The following is an 18334-nucleotide window of genomic DNA, read 5'->3' as shown; positions in this document are numbered from 1 at the left end:
CGCTGCACGGATGGAACTCCATCCGCGGATCGTCTCGGCGCCGGTCGACTTCGGCGCCATCCGTTCCGAATTCGGGCTGGCCTCGGACTATCCGGCCGAGGCCGTCTCGGAGGCCCGCGACGCGGTCGACGCGTTCGCGGGCACCCGGGTCGACCGGACCGACATCGAGTTCGTGACCATCGACCCACCCGGCGCCATGGATCTGGACCAGGCGCTGCATCTCGTCCGCACCGATACCGGCTTCACCCTGCACTACGCCATCGCCGATCTGGGCGCGGTGATCGTGCCGGACGGTGCGCTCGCCCGCGAATCACTCGCCCGCGGCCAGACCTTCTACCTTCCCGACGGCACCGTGCCGCTGCATCCGCCGGTGCTGTCCGAGGACGCCGCCAGCCTGCTGCCCGGCCGCGACCGGCCCGCCGCCCTGTGGACGATCGAACTCGACGCGGCCGCCATTCCCCGCTCCGTCACCGTGACGCGCGCGCTGGTGCGCTCCCGGCAGCGGCTGGACTACGCGCGCGTGCAGGCCGACGCCGACGCGGGCACCCTGCATCCCTCGATCGCCGCGCTGCCCGAGTTCGGCAAGCTGCGCGTCGAGGACGGGTTCGACCGCGGCGCCATCTCGCTGCGCCTGCCCGCCCAGGACGTGGTCCGCGACGGCGGGAACTGGCGGCTGGAGCTGGAACCGCGCACCGAGGCCGACGACTGGAACGAGCAGGTCTCCCTGCTCACCGGCCTGTGCGCGGCCCGGATCATGCTGGAGCACAAGGGAACTCCGCTGGGCCTGCTGCGCACCATGCCTCCGCCCCCACCGGGCGCCGTCGAGTCGATGCGCCGCACCGCCGCCGCCCTCGGTGTCGCCTGGCCCGAGGGGATGCCGGTGGGCCGGTTCCTGGCCGGGCTCGACGCCAACTCGGCGGAGTCGCTGGTACTGATGTCGGAGGCCACCTCGCTGCTGCGCGGCGCGGGCTACACCCTGCTCGCCGAGCTCGACGACCCCAGCCCGGATCGCCTGACCCACAGCGCCATCGGCGCCCCCTACGCCCATGTCACCGCCCCGCTGCGCCGCCTGGCCGACCGCTTCACCACCGAGATCTGCCTGGCCCACTGCGCGGGCACCGAGGTCCCCGGGTGGGTCCTTGACGGCCTCGGGGCGGCGGTGGACACCATGCGCCGCACCGACGCCGTCGCGGGCAAGGTCGACCGTGCCTGCGTCGACCTGACCGAGGCCACCGTGCTGCGCCCCCGGCTGGGCACCCCCTTCGACGCCGTCGTCCTGCGCGCCGCGGAGGGCTCGCGCGAAGCCGAGATCTTCGTCGCCGACCCACCGATCCTGGCCCGCTGCACCGGCGCACCGCCCGAGGGGCACACCGTCCGGGTCCGCCTCACCGCCGCCGACCCCGCGACCCGCACGATCGCCTTCGCCTACGGGGACTGATCGTCACCGCCCACCTGTCGGTGCCCGTGGTTATAGTGACCGCCGAAGGGGTTCCGGGAGGACAACAGGGGGGCACGATGACTGTCGGCGCGCAGCAGACGGCGGGAACACTCACCACCACACAGGTACTGGCCTGGCAACCGGCCACACTCACCGCACGCGGTGACACCTGGTCGGCCCAGGCGGGCGAGCTCACCGCTTTCGACGACGCGAGTCATCGCGCGGTCGACGCGGGCCGCGACTTCTGGCAGGGCAGCGCCGGTGACGCGATGCGCACCGCGCACGAGCAGCGGCGCACCACCACCAGGACGTTCCTCACCGCACTGCAGGACGGTGCGGCCGCCGCGCAGTCGGGAGCGGGCAGCCTCGACGCCGCCCGCACCGCGCTGGCCGACGCCATCCGCTCGGCGGAGGGCAAGGGCTACACGGTCGCCGAGGACGGCACCGTCAGCCTGTCGGCGAGCACGCACCAGACCCTGCTCTCCCAGCTGCCCGACGCCTCGTCCTACACGACCGCCGCCGGTGCGCTACAGGTCGACGCCGACGCCGCCACCGCCTCGGTGAAGCAGGCGCTCGAATCCGCGCGTACCGCCGCGGAATCGGTGGCGAGCGCCGTCGAGAAGGCTTTCGCGGGCCTGCCCGAGGGCGACTCGCCGATCCAGGCCGAGGCCCCGATCAGCCCGGCCCCGATGAACGATTCGGCCCGGCGCGAGGCGTCGGCGGCGGCATTCCGCAAGGTGTTCGGCCGCGACCCGTCGAGCAATGTCGACTGGGAGACCGCGCTGGCGCTGAACCCGGAGAGCACCGACCCCAAGTACAAGGGTGTCGACGCCGAGATCAAGGTGGTGCGCATCGAACCGGTGCCGGGGCAGGGGGTGGTGCGCACCTCGCAGTGGATCGAGCAGGAGAAGGTCTTCAATGTGCCGAAGGACCTGGGCGACAACCGGACCAACGATCCGAACTTCGATCCCGAGCACGCCAGGGTGACCACCTACGTCGACTACGAGAACGGCATCGTCGTCGTGCGGCAGAATCCGTCGGTCTCGACCAGCGGCGAGGTGGACGTCGATGCGCCCGACGCCACGGTGTGGCAGGCCGCCGACGGTTCGGTGCGCGTGGACTACGACGCGGGCAATCCGCATTCGCCCGATCCATCCGGCATCTGGACGGTCAACGGTGACCTGGTCTTCGTGCCGGGCCAGAACGGCGGGGATGTCACCGTGCACGGCACCCGCACCGATTACCCCTCCCTCGAGGTGTATCAGGAACGTCAGGACGGCAGTGTCAAGGAGATCGCCGTCGATCCCGCGGTGACCGGCGGCGAACACGGACCGGTCGCGAATCTGCCCTTCCACCACGAGGTCCCGGGTTCGGACATGAAGGTCTTCGACAAGTTCAAGGCCATCCAGCAGTTCCCCGAAGGCGATCCGGGCCCCGGGTATCCGGGTACCTACGATCTGCCCGGCACCAAGGCGGGCGGCACCGACAATCCGCCGGTGGTCCGCAAGATCACCCCGAGCGATATGCCGCTCGGATGAGCGCGCTGATTCCGCCGCAGCAGCGGTACTGGATGAGCGCGACCCTCGCGCTGACCGTGTTCGCTGTGCTCGCGTACGCGCTGGCGTTCGTCACCGGCGCTGTGCTGGACGGCACGACCGGTTTGCCGGAGCGGTGGGCGCTGCCGCTCGGCTCGCTCACCGGTGTGCTGGTCGCGGTGCCCGTGGCGGCGCTGCTGCGCCGCTGGGACGGGCGGGTGGTCGCGCGCGGGATCGCGCTCGGGCTACTGGTGGCCTGCGGGCTGAATGTGGTGGTCGGTATCGGCGCCGGAATCCTGGGGTAGACGGATGGACGACAACGAGACCGACGAGACGGTACAGCTGCGAGCTTTCGGGCCGTACGGCTTCGGCACCGTCGCGCTGGTGTTCCCGCTGGCCGCGCTGTCCACGCTGGTGGGCGGCGACGTGGACCTGCCGGAGGTGAGCATGCCGATCTGGGCGGCGTTGCTCGTCGGCTGGCTGGTGGCGTTGCGGGTAGGCGGCCGGGCCCGCGAGATCGCTGTCGGCCTGCTGCTCGGCGCTTTCGGGATGATGCTGCCCGCGCTGCTGTATCCGGCGATCCTCGTGCTCGTCATCGCCCTGCCCGCCACCGTCGTGTGGGCGGTGGTGACGGCGGTGCGCCGCCGGGGACGCGCGGGAACACGGGCATCCCCGGCCGGTTAGCGGTCCTGAAAACCGGGCAGGGGTCAGGGGATTCCGGTGATGAAGGCCGCGGCGGCGGGATACCGCGCCAGGGCCTGCCCAGCGGCGGCTTCCTCCGAATCGGCCAGCAGCTCGAACACGGTGGCGCCGGTGGGGGACAGGTCGGCGGCGGCCGCCTGGATGGCCTCGCGGGATTCGACGGCGTCGCGGTGATCACCCAGGACGGTCTGCAGGCGTTTGGCCTGTGCGCCGAGATCGGCGGCCGCGTCGCCGAGGACCGGGCTCGCCGCATCGCAGGAATACCGTAAACGCTTGGCGCCCTTGCGGATGTCGTGCAGCAGTTCGACGCGGTCGGCGGGGGCGGCGTCCGGTTCGGCGAGGACCAGTGCGCGCAGGTGTTCGCGGTCGTGCCGCAGCACCCGCTCGAACGCGCCCACGGCCTCGGTGTGCGCCGCGTCGTCGGTGAGTGGGGGATCGGTGCGCCACGCGGTGAGCGTGTCGGCCAGGCGGCGGTAGCGGGGGCCGTCGAGGGTTGTGAGGATCTCGGCGTGGCCGGTGGCGTACACGTGCCGCGACGCGCCGACCAGGGCCCGGATCACCTCCACCGGGACCTCGTCGTAGTCGCGCAGCAGGGTCCGGAAGCGGGCCGCGCGGACTTCGGCGTCGCGGGCCACGCCGAGTAGATCGGCCAGCCATTTCAGTTCGCGCGCGGTGGCTTTCGCGTGCTTGCCGGTGAACAGCGCGCGATAGGAGCGCAGCACGCTGCGCAGCCGCCGGGTGGCCACCCGCATCTGGTGCACCGAGTCGTCGGCGTCGGCGCGCACGTCCGGTTCGGCGGCCAGCAGCCGGTCGATGTCCTCGCGCAGGGCGGTGCGCAGGGCGGTTGCGGCCGTGGTCGCCATGATTCAGTCTCGCTTCCCGAACGCGTCGGTCGCCGCCACCAGATGGTGGGTGATGCCGGGCTCGTGCGCGGTGTGCCCCGCGTCCTCCACGATGTGCAGCGTCGAGCCGGGCCACGCGGTGTGCAGGTCCCAGGCGCTGACGGCCGGGCACACGATGTCGTGGCGGCCCTGCACGATCACCCCGGGGATGTCGGCGATCCGATCGATGTCACGCAGCAACTGTCCCTCGTCGAGGAATCCGCCGTGCCGGAAATAGTGGTTTTCGATGCGCGCGAAGGCGAGTGCGAAGCGCGCCTCGCCGGTCTCGGCGATCCGATCCGGTTGCGGCAGCAGCGAACTCGTCGCGCCCTCCCAGGTCGACCAGGCCACCGCGGCGTCGAGCGCGACCTGCGGATCGTCGGCGTGCAGCAGCCGGTGATACGCCTCGACCAGGTCGCCCTCGCGCTCCTCGACGGGCACCGGAGCCAGGAACTTCGCCCATTCGGCCGGGTAGACATTGCCCGCCGCGCCGTTGTAGTACCAGTCGATCTCCTTGCGCCGCAACAGGAAGATGCCGCGCAACACCAGCTCGGTGACCCGCTCGGGATGCGCCTGCGCGTAGGCCAGGCCCAGCGTGGAACCCCACGACCCACCGAACACCTGCCAGCGCTCGATCCCGAGCCGCGCGCGCAGCAGTTCCATGTCGGCGATCAGATGCGCGGTGGTGTTGGTCGCCAGGCTCGCACCGTCGGCGATGTGCGGCACCGACTTTCCGCAGCCGCGCTGATCGAACAGCACGATCCGGTACACCGCCGGATCGAAGAAGCGCCGTTGCAACGGGCCGGTGCCACCGCCCGGTCCGCCGTGCACGAAGACCACCGGCTTGCCGTCCGGGTTTCCGCTGACCTCCCAGTACACCGACTGGCCGTCGCCCACGTCGAGCAGGCCGTCCTCGAACGGCTCGATCCCGGGATAGAGCTCGCGCATCAGAAGGCCAGTCCCGCGGCCAGATTCGGCAGCTCCAGGGCGGTGAGCGCCTCGGTGCGTACCTCGGCGCAGGCGGCGGTGGTCACCCGGTCGACGATCGCCTTGTCGGCCAGTACCTGCCCGTTGATCCCGCCGTTGCGCAGCGCCCACTCGTGCACCATCGCGTTGAGCGAGAACCGCCCCAGCGTCGGGCCCTGCACCCGGAAGTTCGACAGCTCGTGGCGGATCATCTCGCACAGTTCGGTGGCGGCGGCGTCGCTGATGGTCACCTCGCCGGGCTTGGCGGCCGTGGTGGTCGCGACGGTGGCAGTGGTGGTCGCCGCCGCGTCGTCCTGGGCGGGTTGCGCACCGCCGCAGGCGGTCAGACCCGCGACGGCGAGCGCTGCTGCCGGCGAGACGACGGTTCGGGAAATCCAGCGGCGATGCATCGGTACCTCATGACTGGTCGGCGAATGTCGCCGTCGAGTCTGCCAGGAGTGCGGGTGTTTGTCGGAGCGCCGAGCCCCGCTCCGTGAGGTCGCCGGTGCGGGGTTCGGAGTGCGGTCAGCTCAGAAGCTGTGTTCCGGTCCGGGGAAGGTGCCCTGGCGGACTTCCGTGGCGTAGGCGGCCGCCGCGGAGCGGAGTTCGTCGCCGACATTGCCGAAGCGCTTGACGAACTTGGCGGTCTTGCCGCTGGTGTAGCCGGCCATGTCCTGCCAGACCAGCACCTGCGCGTCGCAGTCGGCGCCGGCGCCGATACCGACGGTGGGGATGGTGAGCTTGTGGGTCACCTGGCCGGCCAGCTCGGCGGGCACCATCTCCATGACCACCGAGAACGCACCGGCCTCCTGCACGGCGATGGCGTCGGCGATGAGCTGTTCGGCGCCGTCGCCGCGGCCCTGCACACGGAAACCGCCGAGGGTGTTCACGCTCTGGGGAGTGAAGCCGATGTGGGCCATCACCGGGATGCCCGCGGCGGTGATGAGCGCGATCTGCTCGGCGACGCGTTCGCCGCCCTCGAGCTTCACCGCGTGCGCCTGGCCCTCCTTCATGAAGCGGGTGGCGGTGGCCAGCGCCTGCTGCGGGGAGGACTCGTAGGTGCCGAACGGCAGGTCGGCCACGACCAGCGCGTGCGGGGCGCCGCGCACAACACCGCGCACCAGCGGGATCAGCTCGTCGACGGTGATCGGCACGGTGGTGTCGTAGCCGTAGACCACATTGGCGGCGGAATCGCCGACCAGCAGCACCGGAATGCCCGCCTCTTCGAACAGGCGCGCGGAGGAGTAGTCGTAGGCGGTCAGCATCGACCAGCGTTCGCCCTCGGCCTTCATCTGCTGCAGATGCTGGACGCGGGTCTTGCGGCGAGGCCGCTCGGTCGAGGCGGTGTCGGCGGGAGCGGCACCGTAGGCAGGGGACTGCTCATCGGAGACGGACATCATCGTCCCTTTCGTCTGGTTCCTCGAGGCCCGTAGCGGGTCCCCGGGTTTTTCTGACGAATCCAGTGTGCCACCCGCGCCGGGGGCCGCTTAAGGGGCCGGGCCGGTGTGATCGGTCACACCAGCGGCTCGGCTACCGTGACACCCGAGCCCTGTCGCGCCGATCGGGCGCATCGTGCTGTGCGCCCCCGCGGCGCGGAAAGGTGGGCCACTGTGCAGCGAGGCCGGCTCGTCGTCACCCTCGGCGCGCTCTGCGCGCTGGTCGTCACCGGATGCTCCGCCGAGCAGGCGACCCCGAGCGCGCCGCTGCCGCCACCGCCCGCCGGGCTGGACCGCTTCTACCAGCAGCAGGTCGACTGGGGTTCGTGCACGGACTACGGCAGCCCCGACGACCGGCTGCCACCCAATGCCCAGTGCGCGCGGGTCACCGTGCCGGTCGACTACGCGCGACCCGACGGCGAGACCGCCCAGATCGCGCTGTCGCGCATCCCCGCGACCGGCAAGAACAAGATCGGCTCGCTGCTGCTCAACCCCGGCGGACCCGGCGTCTCGGGCCTGTCGATGGTCGGGATCGGCAACCGTACCCCGCTGGCCGAGCGCTTCGACCGGGTCGGTTTCGATCCGCGCGGCGTCGGCTCGTCGCTGCCCGCGATCGTCTGCCTGACCCCGCAGCAGGCCGACGCCGAACGCGCCGAACCCCCGCTGGACAACACCCCCGAGGGCATCGCCGCGGCCGAAGCCGACAACCGCGAGTACGCCGGCCGCTGCGCCGAACGCACCGGCACCGACCTGCTCGCCCACGTCGGCACCCGCGAGGTGATCCAGGACATGGACGTCATCCGGGCCGCGCTGGGCGACGCGAAGCTCAGCTACCTGGGCTACTCCTACGGCACCCGCCTGGGTTCGGCCTACGCCGAGAAGTTCCCGCAGAACGTGCGCGCCCTGGTCCTCGACGGCGCGGTGGACTCCTCCCAGGACCCGGTGCAGGAATCGCTGCGCCAGGCCGCGGGCTTCCAGGGCGTGTTCAACGCCTACGCCGCCGACTGCGCCACCCACGCCGAATGCCCGCTCGGCACCGACCCTGCCCAGGCGGTGGCCCGTTTCCGCGAACTGGTCGGTCCGCTGGAGACCACTCCCGCCGCCACCGCCGACCCGCGGGGGCTCAGCTACGGCGACGCGATCACCGGCGTGCAGCAGGCCCTCTACACCGACGACCTGTGGAACGTGCTCACCCAGGGCCTGCTCGAACTGCGCGAGGGCAAGGGCGACACCCTGCTGCAACTGGCCGACATGTACGACGGCCGCCGCGAGGACGGCAGCTACGCCAACACCCAGGACGCCTTCAACGCCATCCGCTGCGTCGACGACCCGCGCGTCACCGATCCGGCCGTGACCGGCCGTCAGGACACCGAATACCGCAAGGCCGCCCCCTTCCTCGACGACGGCAAGGGCACCGGCGCCGCGCCGCTGGAACTGTGCGCGTCCTGGCCGGTGCCCAACACCAGCACCCCGCACCGCATCTCGGCCCCCGGCCTGCCCACCGTGGTCGTGGTCTCGACCACCGAGGACCCGGCCACGCCGTATCAGGCGGGCGTCGACCTGGCCGCGCAACTGGGCGCCGAACTGATCACCTTCCGTGGCAACCGGCACACCGCGGCGCTGGTCGCGGGGGACAGCTGCCTCGACGACGCGGTCATCGACTACCTCGTCGAACTCACCACGCCCGCCTCCGATCTCACATGCTGAGAGGTCCCGGGGCGGCGTCGTGGCCGGTGAGGGGCACGCGCACCGCGATCGGAACGCAAACCCACGCGTGTATGTAACACGGATTTAACGCCAGGTGCTTACGCTCGCCGTATGGATCGCCAGAAGGAATTCGTGCTGCGGACGCTCGAAGAGCGGGACATCCGCTTCGTACGTCTCTGGTTCACCGACGTGCTGGGCTACCTGAAGTCCGTCGCGATCGCTCCCGCCGAGCTCGAGGGCGCCTTCGAGGAGGGCATCGGCTTCGACGGCTCGGCGATCGAGGGCTTCGCGCGGGTGTCCGAGGCCGACATGGTCGCGCGTCCCGATCCGTCGACCTTCCAGGTGCTGCCCTGGTCGACCTCCAAGGGTCACCAGCACTCCGCGCGCATGTTCTGCGACATCACCATGCCCGACGGTTCCCCGTCCTGGGCCGACCCGCGCCACGTGCTGCGCCGTCAGCTCAACAAGGCCGCCGACGTGGGCTTCAGCTGCTACGTGCACCCCGAGATCGAGTTCTTCCTGCTGGAGAACAATCTCAAGGACGGCGCCCCGGTCCCGGCCGACAACGGCGGCTTCTTCGACCAGGCCGTGCACGACTCGGCCCCCAACTTCCGCCGCCACGCCATCGACGCGCTCGAGTCGATGGGCATCTCGGTGGAGTTCAGCCACCACGAGGGCGCCCCCGGCCAGCAGGAGATCGATCTGCGCTACGCCGACGCGCTGTCGATGGCCGACAACGTGATGACCTTCCGCTACCTCATCAAGGAGGTCGCGATCGACGAGGGCGTGCGCGCGACGTTCATGCCCAAGCCGTTCTCCCAGTACCCGGGTTCGGCCATGCACACCCACATGAGCCTGTTCGAGGGCGAGTCCAACGCCTTCGCCGACCCCGACGACCCGAACAACCTCTCGCTCACCGCGCGCTCGTTCATCGCGGGCATCCTCGAGCACGCCCCGGAGATCAGCGCGATCAGCAACCAGTGGGTCAACTCCTACAAGCGCCTGATCCACGGCGGCGAGGCCCCGACGGCGGCCTCCTGGGGCCGGTCCAACCGCTCGGCGCTGGTGCGTGTGCCGATGTACACGCCGAACAAGTCCTCCTCGCGCCGCGTCGAGATCCGCAGCCCCGATTCGGCCTGCAACCCCTACCTGACCTTCGCGGTGCTGCTGGCCGCCGGGCTGCGCGGGATCGAGAAGGGCTACACCCTGCCGCCCGAGGCCGAGGACGACGTGTGGGCCCTGACCGACGCCGAGCGTCGCGCCATGGGCTTCCGCTCGCTGCCCGGCACCCTCGACGAGGCGCTGCAGGCGATGGAACGCTCGGAGCTGGTGGCCGAGACCCTCGGCGAGCACGTGTTCGACTTCTTCCTGCGCAACAAGCGCCGGGAGTGGGCCGACTACCGCAGCCAGGTCACCCCGTGGGAGCTGAAGGAGTACCTGAGCCTCTGACGGCGTGACGACTTCGTAGCCCGGACCCTGTAGTTTTATCGGCATGGTCCGGCCTCCGACTGCCCGCTCCGCTGTTCCCGGCGTCGGCCGGCTAGGTCTTCTCGAACCGACAGCGGCGGCATCCCTGCGCGAGCTCGGCTGGGACAATGTCGACGGCGTGCCCGTGCTCTGGGCGCTGTCGCGTTCCCCCGACGCCGATCTGACGCTGTCCACGCTCATCCGGCTGCGCGAATCGCTGGAAGACGGGTGGGCCGAACTGGATTCGGCCATACGCGCCGAGACGCGCCTGCGCGGCAGGCTCTTCGGGCTGCTCGGTTCCTCCACCGCGTTCGGCGACCACCTCGTCGCCGCGCCCGCCGCGTGGAAGATCCTGCGCCGCCCGGAACTTCCGCCGCGCGAGGAGCTGATCGCCGATCTGCTCGACGCCGTCGACGCGAAACCCGAGACCGGACCGCACGCCGGGCCCATGCTGTTCCGGGCCGGGATCGCCGGGCCGGAGGCGATCGCGTTGCTGCGCGGCAGGTATCGCGATCAGCTGATGCTGCTGGCCGCCGTCGATCTGGCCTCCACGGTCGAGAACGAGCCGGTGCCGCCCTACACCGTGGTCGGTATGCACCTGTCGGATCTGGCCGACGCCGCGCTCACCGCCGCGCTGTCGGTCGCGGTGGCGCGGGTCTGCAAGAACGGCGAGGTGCCGGTGCGCCTGGCGGTGATCGCGATGGGCAAATGCGGTGCGCGCGAACTGAACTACGTCAGCGATGTCGACGTGGTGTTCGTCGCCGAACCCGCCGACGCCACCGCCACCCGGCTGGCCGCGGAGATGATGAGCGTGGCGGGCTCGGCCTTCTTCGAGGTCGACGCGGCCCTGCGTCCCGAGGGCAAGGCGGGCGCGCTGGTGCGCACCCTCGACTCGCACCTGGCCTACTACAAGCGCTGGGCGCGCACCTGGGAGTTCCAGGCCCTGCTCAAGAACCGGCCGATGACCGGCGACCTGGAGCTCGGGCAGCAGTATCGCGACGCGCTGATGCCGATGGTGTGGACCGCCTCGGAGCGGCCCGACTTCGTCGCCGACGTGCAGGCCATGCGCCGCCGCGTCGAGGATCTGGTCCCGGCCGACCTGCGCGAGCGGGAGCTCAAGCTCGGCGCGGGCAGCCTGCGCGATGTCGAATTCGCCGTGCAGCTGCTGCAATTGGTGCACGGGCGGGTCGACGAGTCGCTGCACGTCACCAATACCGTCGAGGCGCTGGCGGCACTGGCCGCGGGCGGGTACGTCGGCCGTGACGACGCCGCCAACCTCACCGCCTCCTACGAGTTCCTGCGCCTGCTCGAACACCGCCTGCAACTGCAACGGCTCAAGCGCACCCACACCCTGCCCGCCGCCGACGACGAGGAGGGCATGCGCTGGCTGGCCCGCGCCGCCCACATCCGTCCCGACGGCCGCCAGGACGCCGTGGGCGTGCTCGACACCGAGATCCGCCGCAACGCGGTGCGGGTGCGGCGCCTGCACGCCAAGCTGTTCTACCGGCCGCTGCTCGACGCGGTGGCCCGGATGGACTCCGACGCGCTGCGCCTGAGCCCCGACGCCGCCGTCCGTCAGCTCGCCGCCCTCGGCTACGCGGCACCGGAGAACGCCCTGGGCCACCTCAAGGCGCTCACCGGCGGGGTCTCGCGCAAGGGCCGCATCCAGGCGCTGCTGCTGCCGACCCTGCTGGAATGGCTCGGCGACACCCCCAATCCCGACGCGGGCCTGCTGGCCTACCGCCGGGTCTCGGAGGGGCTCGACGACCAGATCTGGTTCCTGCGCGAACTGCGCGACGAGGGCGCCATCGCACAGCGGCTGATGATCGTGCTCGGTTCCTCGGAATACCTGCCCGACCTGCTGATCAACGCCCCCGAGACGATCCGGATGTACGCCGACGGCCCCGGCGGCCCGCAGCTGCTCGGTCCACAACCCGACGATGTGGCCCGCGGTATCCAGACCGCCGCGGCCCGCTACGACGACCCGCGCCGGGCCGTGGCCGCGGCGCGTTCGCTGCGCCGCCACGAGCTGGCCAGGGTCGCCTCGGCCGATCTGCTCGGCATGCTGGACGTGCCGCAGGTGTGCGCGGCGCTGTCCTCGGTGTGGGTCGCGGTGCTCGAGGCCGCGCTGCGGGCGGTCATCCGCGCGTCGGAGGCCGAGCGCGGCGCCCGGGCGCCCGCCGACTTCGCGGTGATCGGCATGGGCAGGCTCGGCGGCATGGAACTGGGGTACGGCTCCGACGCCGACGTGCTGTTCGTCTGCGATCCGCGTCCCGGCGAGGACGAGACCACCGCGATGAAGTGGGCGATCGGCGTGGCCGAGAAGGTGCAGCGGCTGCTGGGCGCGCCGAGTACCGACCCACCCCTGCAGGTCGACGCGGGCCTGCGCCCGGAGGGCCGCAACGGCGCCCTGGTCCGCACGCTCGCGGCGTATCAGGCCTACTACGACCAGTGGGCGCAGCCGTGGGAGGTGCAGGCGCTGCTGCGCGCGCACCAGGTGGCCGGCGATCAGGATCTGGGGGTGCGCTTCCTGCACGTCATCGACCCGATCCGCTATCCGGCCGGCGGTGTGTCGGCCGACGCGGTGCGCGAGATCCGCCGGATCAAGGCCAGGGTCGACTCCGAGCGGCTGCCGCGCGGGGCCAACCCGGCCACCCACACCAAACTCGGACGCGGCGGCCTGGCCGACATCGAATGGACCGTGCAGCTGCTGCAGTTGCGCCACGCCCACGAGGTGCCCGCCCTGCACAACACCTCGACCCTGCAGTCACTCGATGTGATCGAGGCCGAGGGCATCCTCGAACCCGACGACGTGGCGCTGCTGCGCGAATCGTGGATCACCGCCACCGCCGCCCGCAACGCGCTGGTGCTGGTGAAGGGCAAGGCCACCGATCAGCTGCCCGGTCCCGGCCGGTTGCTGTCGGCGGTCGCGCGGGTGGCGGGCTGGCCGACCGACGACGGTTCGGAGTTCCTCGACAACTACATGCGGATCACCCGGCGCGCCAAGGCGGTCGTGGAGCGGGTCTTCGGCGGGGAGTGAGAACGAGAAAAGCCCCGCACCGAGGGTGCGGGGCTTGACTACTGGAGCGCCGGAATCAGATGGCGCGGACGTCCTGAGCCTGAGGGCCCTTCTGGCCCTGGCCGACCTCGAACTCCACTCGCTGACCCTCATCGAGGGACTTGAAGCCGGAGCCGCTGATGGCCGAGTAATGCACGAAGACGTCGGGGCCGCCTCCGTCTTGGGCGATGAAGCCGAAGCCCTTCTCGCCGTTGAACCACTTGACAGTGCCTTGAGTCATGATTTTTGAAAGTCTTTTCCGTAGGTGAGCCATGGCGATCACTTGCGATCAGCCCAGTCTCAGCAGCCAAGTATGCCATACTCGCCAGCAAACTGCTCGGATGGGTGTGTCGAGGGGCGATCTGGGCTGAGTCTGCCGCTGAAGCCCGGGCGTGTCGCGCCTGTTCGGGACCGATTGCGAGCGCCTCGCTCACGCCGTCGCGCGGGGTGTGCGAATCTGGGCACCATGGGTGCGAACGAGGGGCACGGGGACGGCTTCGATCTGGCGATGCGGCTGCTCGACGCGCAGGTGGCCTTCCACAAGGACCAGCTGCTGCGCAGGGAGAGCTTTTTCGAGTTCGTCGAGGAAGAGGTCGACGGACTGCTCGACGAGGCCGAGGAGCTGACCCTGGCCGAGGCGGTGACCAGGGAACAGATCAAGGACGTCGCGCACAAGTACGCCGTGCAGATCCCGGTGGAGGGCGCGATTCCCGAGCTCGTCGGCGAGATCGCGGCCCGGCTCTACAACCATCGCGTCAACGACGAGCTCGAGGTCGGCGACGTGGTCGATCCGCGCCGGTTCGACGAACTGGTCGACGCGGTGGCCGATATGGACGTCACCCATCGGCTGGTGCGGCTGGTGCTGTCGAGCCCGGTCACCGTCGACGCCTGCGTCGAGGCGGTGCAGCGGGCGGTGGTCACCGCGGTCGACGACGGCAAGCAGACCGGCGGTGGTCTGGCGGGCACGCTGCGCGGCGCGCTGTCACGGCTGGCCGAGCCCGCGCTGCCCGCGATCGAGAACGGCGTCGGCAGGCTCACCCGCACCGGCGCGCGATTCATCCTGCGCGGCAACAGCAACGACGCCGACGAGGTGCTGCTCGACAGCGCCCGCGCGACCTGGCGCAAGCACACCGGCGACGCGGTCGGCTCCTTCCGCGACCTGGTCTCGGCCGAGGACGTCGAGGACGCGGTGGTACTCACCTTCGAGTTCTGGCGCACCTTCCGCGAGACGGGCTACTTCCACGCGCTGCTCGACGAGGGCATCGACCACGTCTTCGACAAGTACGGCGACACCCCACTGACCGAACTGCTCGCCGAGCTCGGCGTCAGCCGCGAGGACCTGATCGAGGAGGCGCTGCGCTTCGGCCCCTCGGTGCTCCAAAAGCTCGACGAGCGTGGCTATCTCGACACCGTCCTGCGCCGCAGGCTGGCCCCGTTCTACGCCTCGCCGCAGTTCCGCGACGCGGTGACCGGCCCGCGCTGACCGGATACGCCCGCCTCAGTTCCGTTCGGCCGCTGGAGTGTCGGTGTTTGTCGGTACGATCCGTGCAACGATGGGGCGCTTCGCCGCTACCCGGATCGCGATCGAAAGGCTGCCGTGACACGTCTGTCCAACCTGCTCGACCAGATCGACTCCGGTGCGGTCCTCCTGCCGGAGTTCCAGCGCGGATACGTGTGGAACCGGGATCAGGTGCGCGGGCTCATGCGGTCGCTGTACCTGGGCTATCCGGTCGGTGGGCTGCTGGTGTGGGAGACCGGGTCCGAGGACATCGCGGTGCGCGGCACGGCCACCGGTTCGGGCCTGCGCCAGCTGCTGCTCGACGGCCAGCAGCGCATCACCACCCTCTACGGCATCGTGCGCGGGCGCGCGCCGTCGTTCTTCGAGGGCGACGCGATCGCCTTCACCGGCCTGCATTTCGACGTCGAGCGTGAGGTCTTCGAGTTCCAGATCCCGGGCCGCGACACCAGCCCGGCCTGGATCGACATCACCGAACTGTTCGCGCAGGGGCCGATGCACTATCTGTCGCGGTTCCCCGACGAGGCCCCGGATACGCTGGCGGTCTACCTGACCCGGCTCAACAAGCTGCGCGAGATCACCCACCGCGAGTTCAACGTGGAGACCATCACCGGCTCGGATCGCACCGTCGACGAGGTGGTCGACATCTTCAACCGGGTCAACTCCGGCGGCACCAAGCTGTCCAAGGGCGACCTGGCACTGGCCACCCTGTGCGCGCAGTGGCCGCAGGCCCGCGGCAACCTGCGCGACCACCTGATCCGCTGGGACAAGGACGGCTACACCTTCACCCTGGACTGGTTGCTGCGCAACGTGATCGCGGTGGGCAACGGCCGCGCGCACTTCGACGCGCTCGGCGATCTGGCTCCCGCGGAGTTCGAGCAGGCGCTCAGCGACACCGCCGTCCAGGTCGACACCTTCCTCGACACGGTGGCAGGCCGCCTCGGCCTCGACCACGACCGGGTCCTGATGGGCCGCTACGCGATTCCGGTGATCACCCGGCTGCTGTTCCTCAACGGCGGCCACTTCGACAACGACCTGCACCGCGACCGGGTGCTGTACTGGTATGTGCACCAGGCGCTGTGGGGCCGGTTCAGCGGGTCCACCGAGACCTTCCTGCAGCAGGACTACGAAACCCTCGAACGCGGCGGGATCGACGGTCTCATCGCCTCGCTGGAGCGACTGCGCGGCGGCTCGCTGGACCTGTGCGCCGACGATTTCTCCGGCGCCACCCGTGGCTCCCGGTTCTACCCCCTGCTGTATCTGCTGACCCGCGTGGACGGTTCGCGCGATCTGGGCAGCGGCTCGGAACTGGGCATCGCGCAGTTCGGCGAGCGCACCCCGGTGCAGGTGCACTACCTGTTCCCCAAGACGATGCTGCGCGACGCGGGCTACGAGCGCAACGAGATCAACGCCATCGCCAACTTCTGCTTCCTGAGCCCCGACTCGGAAACCGAACTGGGCGAACGCGAACCCGCCGAATATCTCGCCGAGGTGGAGCGCCGCAACCCCGGTGTGCTGGCCTCGCAGTGGATCCCGGCCGATCCGGCGCTGTGGCGGCTGGAGAACTACCGCGAATTCCTGCGCGCGCGCAGGCTGTTGCTGTCGGCGGCGGCCGACGCGTTCCTCGAGCAACTGCGCACCGGCACCCTGCACCGGCCGAACCTGCTCACCGTCGGGGTCGCCGGGGCGACCCTGGGCGATCCGGCGGTGGATCAGGTCAACGCCCTGGTCGACGACCTGGTGGCCGACGGCTTCGGCTTCCCGCTGCTCGACAGCGAGGTCGCCGACCCGATCACCGGCCGCGAACTCGCCGTCGCCGAGGCGTTCTGGCCCGACGGCCTGCAACCGGGCGTCGGCATGCCGGTGGTGCTGGTGTTCGAGCCCGCCAATGCCGATCTCACCCGCCTGGCCCAGCTGGGCTACGCGGTGTTCACCTCCGTCGACGCGCTGCGCGGCTATGTCGACAATCTGCGCGTGGAGGCCTCCGGCGATCTCGGCTTCGACGGCCCCGCCGCCGATGTCGCGGCCCTGGCCGAGCGGTTGCCTGCGACCTGGGTGGGCAATTCCGAGCAGGTCTGGTTCCGTTTCGCCTGGAATCTGCTGGAGAAGGACCGGGCCGAGTCGGACGGCCCGGAGCTGGGTCCCGAACTGCTCGCGCTGCGCTACATCGCCCTGTGGGCGCTGACGCGTACCTTCTACATCCACGCCTTCGACCAGGGCAACCCCGGCGAATGGCGCTACTACCTGGGCGATGCCGTCGGTCCGAACCCGCTGATCCCCGGCACCTGGCTGGCCCAGCGGGTGGTCGAATCCGGGGCGCTGGCCCCCGGCGCGCTGCCCGGTGACGAGGACATCGCGATCGCGCTGGTGCACGGCGTGCTCGGGACCGTCGACGAGGTCGCCACGGCCCTGACCCACCTGCTCGGCGGTCCCGGGCTGTTCGCCTCGCTGTGGGCCTCGGCCGGTGCGGCCGAGCACTACGGCTATCCGCTGTCCACCGAGCAGATCAACGACCTGATCAACCAGGTCGTCAACGATCCGCAGTCCCGCAAGATCCAGGCCTACAACTGGATCGAGGCGGGCCTGCCGCTGTAGCGGGCCTCAGAGTTCCCTCAGAACCGCCACAGCGGGCCCTGGGATCGTGCCGCCTAGGCTGGCCCGATGATGCGTAAATGGATGGACCGGGCGTTGCTCGGCCTGGGGTGGGGCGCACTGGTCGCGGCGGTGGCGGGGTTGGTCCTGCACGCCGGGCACTGGCAGCGGCGGAATCTGGTGCTGCTGGCCTCGGGGGCGATGTGGTTGATGCTGGGCGCCGTACTCGGCGTCGTGCTGCTGCTGGCGGCGCGCAGGTGGCGCAGCGCGGGAGTGGCCGGGGTGGTGCTCGCGGGGGTGCTGTGGACCCTGGTGCCGCCGTACGTGCCCGACAGCCGGGCCGCCGACGGACCGGAACTCGTGGTGCTGCAATCGAATCTGCTGTTCGGCCGGGCCGACCCGGTCGCGGTGACCCAGGTGGTGCGCGACAACGCCGTCGACGTGCTCACCGTCGACGAACTGACCGACGACGCGATCGTGCGGCTGCGCGCGGCCGGGCTCGAGGAGCAGTTGCCGCACGTCTACTTGGAACCGGCGCGGTCCGGCGGCGGCGGGACCGGCATCTACAGCCGGTACCCGCTGCACGACACCGTGAAATACGACGGCTTCATCATGAGCAATATCTCCGCGACCATGCGGCATCCGCAGCGCGGCGACATCTCGGTGTTCGCCTTCCACCCGATCCCGCCGAACCTGAACTTCGACGCGTGGTCGGCGGAACTGCGCCGGGTCGACGAGATCCTGGCCGGGGTCACCGGACCGGCGGTCGTCGGCGCGGATTTCAATGCCACCCAGCACCATTCGGCCTATCGGGCGCTGCTGGACGGCCGGTTCGAGGCGGCCGCGGAACAAACCGGTGACGGGATGCTGCTCACCTTCCCGGCCGATCGCCGATGGGGTCCGGTGATCGGCATCGACCACATCCTGCTCGCCGGCGGCGTCGCCGAACAGGTACGCGCGCTGACCATTCCGGGCAGCGATCACCGCGCGGTGCTGGCCACGGTCCGGCTGGACCGCTGAGCGATCTCGACTACCA

15 protein-coding genes are annotated in these 18334 nt (G+C 70.6%); 10 read left to right on the top strand and 5 right to left on the bottom strand.

Translation table 11 applies throughout. The annotated features are described in order from the left end of the window. The first annotated feature begins 10 nt into the window (after positions 1–10). The 4 genes from ACFC06_RS24045 (at position 11) to ACFC06_RS24030 (ending at position 3657) form a co-directional block, all read left to right on the top strand. Positions 11–1438: an RNB domain-containing ribonuclease gene (locus ACFC06_RS24045; protein WP_375935919.1), complete on the top strand. Its 1428-nt coding sequence runs from the start codon at positions 11–13 to the stop codon at positions 1436–1438. Between the two features lie 77 nt (positions 1439–1515). Further along, positions 1516–2976: a WXG100 family type VII secretion target gene (locus ACFC06_RS24040; RefSeq protein WP_375935915.1), complete on the top strand. Its 1461-nt coding sequence runs from the start codon at positions 1516–1518 to the stop codon at positions 2974–2976. Beyond that, positions 2973–3278, top strand: a complete 306-nt coding sequence (locus ACFC06_RS24035) for a hypothetical protein (RefSeq protein ID WP_375935912.1) — start codon at positions 2973–2975, stop codon at positions 3276–3278. The genes ACFC06_RS24040 and ACFC06_RS24035 overlap by 4 nt, the downstream gene beginning before the upstream one ends. 4 nt (positions 3279–3282) lie before the next feature. Then, positions 3283–3657 carry a hypothetical protein gene (locus ACFC06_RS24030; RefSeq protein ID WP_375935909.1) on the top strand — a complete coding sequence of 125 codons (375 nt, stop codon included), beginning with the start codon at positions 3283–3285 and terminating at the stop codon, positions 3655–3657. A gap of 23 nt (positions 3658–3680) precedes the next feature. On the opposite strand, the gene ACFC06_RS24025 is transcribed toward ACFC06_RS24030, so the two are convergent. The 4 genes from ACFC06_RS24025 to panB form a co-directional block, all read right to left on the bottom strand. Continuing rightward, positions 3681–4538, bottom strand: a complete 858-nt coding sequence (locus ACFC06_RS24025; protein ID WP_375935906.1) for a CHAD domain-containing protein — start codon at positions 4536–4538, stop codon at positions 3681–3683. 3 nt (positions 4539–4541) lie between these two features. Beyond that, positions 4542–5504: a prolyl aminopeptidase gene (pip, locus tag ACFC06_RS24020; protein WP_375935903.1), complete on the bottom strand. Its 963-nt coding sequence runs from the start codon at positions 5502–5504 to the stop codon at positions 4542–4544. After that, complete coding sequence (locus tag ACFC06_RS24015; RefSeq protein ID WP_375935900.1) at positions 5504–5932, bottom strand: hypothetical protein; 429 nt, start codon at positions 5930–5932, stop codon at positions 5504–5506. Before ACFC06_RS24015 ends, pip begins: the two co-directional genes overlap by 1 nt. Positions 5933–6052: 120 nt before the next feature. Then, complete coding sequence (panB, locus tag ACFC06_RS24010) at positions 6053–6919, bottom strand: 3-methyl-2-oxobutanoate hydroxymethyltransferase (protein ID WP_375935897.1); 867 nt, start codon at positions 6917–6919, stop codon at positions 6053–6055. Positions 6920–7132: 213 nt separating this feature from the next. On the opposite strand from panB, the gene ACFC06_RS24005 reads away from it, so the two are divergent. The 3 genes from ACFC06_RS24005 to ACFC06_RS23995 all read left to right on the top strand — a co-directional run bounded on the left by ACFC06_RS24005 (position 7133) and on the right by ACFC06_RS23995 (position 13172). Next, positions 7133–8665 (top strand): alpha/beta hydrolase, encoded by a 1533-nt coding sequence (locus ACFC06_RS24005; RefSeq protein WP_375935894.1) that lies wholly within the window; start codon positions 7133–7135, stop codon positions 8663–8665. Positions 8666–8776: 111 nt separating this feature from the next. After that, complete coding sequence (gene glnA / locus ACFC06_RS24000) at positions 8777–10114, top strand: type I glutamate--ammonia ligase (protein WP_278262622.1); 1338 nt, start codon at positions 8777–8779, stop codon at positions 10112–10114. 43 nt (positions 10115–10157) lie between these two features. After that, complete coding sequence (locus tag ACFC06_RS23995; protein WP_375935891.1) at positions 10158–13172, top strand: bifunctional [glutamine synthetase] adenylyltransferase/[glutamine synthetase]-adenylyl-L-tyrosine phosphorylase; 3015 nt, start codon at positions 10158–10160, stop codon at positions 13170–13172. A 55-nt stretch (positions 13173–13227) separates the two neighbouring features. Here ACFC06_RS23995 and ACFC06_RS23990 read toward each other — a convergent pair whose 3' ends face one another. Continuing rightward, positions 13228–13431, bottom strand: a complete 204-nt coding sequence (locus ACFC06_RS23990; RefSeq protein WP_019046048.1) for a cold-shock protein — start codon at positions 13429–13431, stop codon at positions 13228–13230. Between the two features lie 225 nt (positions 13432–13656). Between ACFC06_RS23990 and ACFC06_RS23985 the strand changes: the two genes are divergently transcribed. From ACFC06_RS23985 to ACFC06_RS23975, 3 genes are all read left to right on the top strand, one after another. Next, complete coding sequence (locus ACFC06_RS23985) at positions 13657–14673, top strand: hypothetical protein (RefSeq protein WP_375935887.1); 1017 nt, start codon at positions 13657–13659, stop codon at positions 14671–14673. 114 nt (positions 14674–14787) lie between these two features. Continuing rightward, positions 14788–17301 (top strand): DUF262 domain-containing protein, encoded by a 2514-nt coding sequence (locus tag ACFC06_RS23980; protein ID WP_375935884.1) that lies wholly within the window; start codon positions 14788–14790, stop codon positions 17299–17301. A 66-nt stretch (positions 17302–17367) separates the two neighbouring features. Beyond that, a complete protein-coding gene (locus ACFC06_RS23975; RefSeq protein WP_375935881.1) occupies positions 17368–18318 on the top strand; it encodes an endonuclease/exonuclease/phosphatase family protein in 951 nt (316 codons plus the stop codon). The last annotated feature ends 16 nt before the right edge of the window (positions 18319–18334 follow it).

Origin of the sequence: Nocardia sp. NPDC056064 (assembly GCF_042266925.1) — a bacterium.
Lineage (GTDB): Bacteria > Actinomycetota > Actinomycetes > Mycobacteriales > Mycobacteriaceae > Nocardia.
Note: the sequence above shows the minus strand (reverse complement) of the source record. Positions and strands in the feature narration are given on the sequence as shown.